Source organism: Kitasatospora sp. NPDC036755 (genome assembly GCF_040636595.1).
GTDB lineage: Bacteria > Actinomycetota > Actinomycetes > Streptomycetales > Streptomycetaceae > Kitasatospora.
The window spans coordinates 1-2,230 of sequence record NZ_JBEZUT010000610.1; the positions used below are offsets into that span (position 1 = coordinate 1).

Annotated in this window: 3 protein-coding genes and 1 pseudogene; 3 read left to right on the plus strand and 1 reads right to left on the minus strand. The window is 72.9% G+C overall.

The window, feature by feature from the left end; all coding sequences use genetic code 11:
* Positions 1-106: 106 nt before the first annotated feature.
* Positions 107-517 (minus strand): organic hydroperoxide resistance protein, encoded by a 411-nt coding sequence (locus AB0E96_RS40485; protein ID WP_359831774.1) that lies wholly within the window; start codon positions 515-517, stop codon positions 107-109.
* A gap of 167 nt (positions 518-684) precedes the next feature.
* Between AB0E96_RS40485 and AB0E96_RS40490 the strand changes: the two genes are divergently transcribed.
* The 3 genes and pseudogenes from AB0E96_RS40490 to AB0E96_RS40500 form a co-directional block, all read left to right on the plus strand.
* Complete coding sequence (locus tag AB0E96_RS40490; protein ID WP_359831776.1) at positions 685-1,158, plus strand: MarR family transcriptional regulator; 474 nt, start codon at positions 685-687, stop codon at positions 1,156-1,158.
* 303 nt (positions 1,159-1,461) lie between these two features.
* A complete protein-coding gene (locus AB0E96_RS40495) occupies positions 1,462-2,034 on the plus strand; it encodes a sigma-70 family RNA polymerase sigma factor (protein WP_359831778.1) in 573 nt (190 codons plus the stop codon).
* Positions 2,031-2,230 (plus strand): annotated as a pseudogene (locus tag AB0E96_RS40500) (hypothetical protein); the annotation flags it as partial. The gene AB0E96_RS40495 and the pseudogene AB0E96_RS40500, both read left to right, overlap by 4 nt.

Sequence of the window (2,230 nt, forward strand, 5' to 3'; positions counted from 1 at the left end):
GGACACGCTGCGTTCGGCGAACGGGCCGGGTGGCGACTGACACCGGGGTGACGGGCCGGGCCCGCCGCGGTTCGCCCGCGGCGGGCCCGGCCCGTCGGCGGGGTGCCTACTCGACGACCAGCTCGACCGGGATGTTGCCCCGGGTGGCGCGGGAGTACGGGCAGACCTCGTGCGCCTGCTTGACCAGCAGCTCACCGGTCTCGCCCGCGAGCGCCTCGGGCAGCTCCACGCGCAGGACGACGGCGAGGGCGAAGCCGGCCCCGTCCTTGCCGATGGAGACCTCGGCGGTCACCGAGACCTCGCTGGTGTCCACCCGGGCCTGCCGGCCGACCAGGCCGAGGGCGCTGGCGAAGCAGGCGGCGTAGCCGGCGGCGAAGAGCTGTTCCGGGTTGGTGCCCTGACCGCTGCCGCCGAGCGCGGGCGGCATGGCCAGCGCGAGGTCCAGCCGGCCGTCGGAGCTGACGGCGCGGCCCTCCCGGCCGTTGGCGGTGGCGGCTGCGGTGTAGAGCGCGTCCATGGTGGCTTCCCCTTCGGGTCCTGGGTGTTCCTGCGGCCGGACCGGGCGGTTGCCGGTCCGGCGTGCTCGGCGGCGGTCACTCGGTCGCCGCTGCGCTGGGATAAGTAGAGCACGCAATTCAATTGCGCACAACTCAATGGTGCGATGGTGATCGGTACCATGGGTGCATGACCACCCACCCCGGCATGGCGGACGAGGAGCTGCTCCGCCTCGACCAGCAGATCTGCTTCTCACTCAACGCGGCCTCCCGCGCCTTCGGCGGCGTGTACCGGGTGCTGCTGCGGGATCTCGGGCTCACCTATCCGCAGTACCTGGTCATGCTGGTGCTGTGGGAGGAGGGCGAACTGCCCGTCAAGCGGATCGGCGAGCGGCTGCGGCTGGACTCCGGGACGCTCTCCCCGCTGCTCAAGCGACTGGAGGCGGCCGGACTGGTGCGCCGTGAGCGGAGTCCGGAGGATGAGCGGTCGGTCACCGTCCGCCTGACGTCCGACGGGGCGGCGCTGCGCGAGCGGGCCGGCCAGGTTCCGCGTCGGCTGCTGGCGGCGACTCGGTTGCCGGTCGAGGATCTGGCCGCGCTGCGCGGGCTGCTGGACCGGGTGACCGCCGCGCTGGACGCGGCCGAGGTGGAACCGGCGCCGTAGGGCGTGGCGCGTCCCGGCGGGCCCGGGGGTGTCCGGAGTGGCGGGAGCAGCGTGGTGGGGTTTGTCAAGCCGCCCTCTCTTCGGGTGTGATGTGGGTCACGTTTTGATGCTCGGGGTCGAGGCCGTGCAGGTGAAGCGGCAGGTCAGCGGCGCTGGTCAAAAGCGAACGGAAACGTTCGGCAATTGTCGGCCCGATCCGGTCGACATCGGCGACCTCCCGGACGGTTACACCACGAGCCCTCAAGGGGCCGTCGGCGTGCCACCGGGCGGGCCGGCCAGCTGACCGACGAAAGGGGGGCCCGCGTGAGCACTCCCGGGCCGGGCGAGGAGCGGGGCCTGCGAGCCGATCCGCTCGCCGACCTGCCGAACGACTTCGAGGCCTTCTTCACCCGAGAGAACTCCGGCTACCTCCGCTACGCCCAGCAGCGCCTGCACCACCGCGAGGACGCCCAGGACGCCGTCCAGAACGCCGGCACCACGCTCTACAAGAACTGGCGCCGTGCTCTGGCCAGCCCCGATCCGCAGGCCTTCGCCTTCAAGGTCGTCAAGGACGCGGTGGTGGACGTGCTGCGCGAACGCCGCCGGGCCGAGCGCAAGCGACTGCGGGTCATCGCCCAGCGCCGTCCCGACACCAGCCAGGACGAGCTGAACGAGCTCGCCGAGCTGGACGCCCTGGACTGGGCCATGGAGGAACTCGCGCGGGCCGCGCCGGTCCAGGCCGACGTGGTCCGGCTGCGCCAGGCCGGGCTGTCGTACCACGACATCGGAGGGTCCCTCGGCATCGCGCACACCACGGCCCGCACGTACTACAGCCTCGGGCGGCGCCACCTGGAGTACCTGCTGGAACACCCGGACGAGGGCGGGGCGCGGACATGAGGGTCACGGAGCTGCTGCTCGCGCACGCCGTCGAGCTGGAGCGGGAGTTCGACGACCACGACCCGGTGGACTTCACGCGTCTGCTGGCCGAGCGGCTCGCCACCGCCCGGCGGCCCGTCCCGGCGGTTCGCGACCGCCTCGCCCGGCCGCCCGCCGGCGGCCCGGCGCCGGCTGTGGGAGTGCACACAACTGTAAG

Coding starts and splice junctions, on each gene's coding strand:
- AB0E96_RS40485 (WP_359831774.1), bottom strand. CDS start 517: ATGGACGCGCTCTACACCGCAGCCGCCACCGCCAACGGCCGGGAGGGC.
- AB0E96_RS40490 (WP_359831776.1), top strand. CDS start 685: ATGACCACCCACCCCGGCATGGCGGACGAGGAGCTGCTCCGCCTCGAC.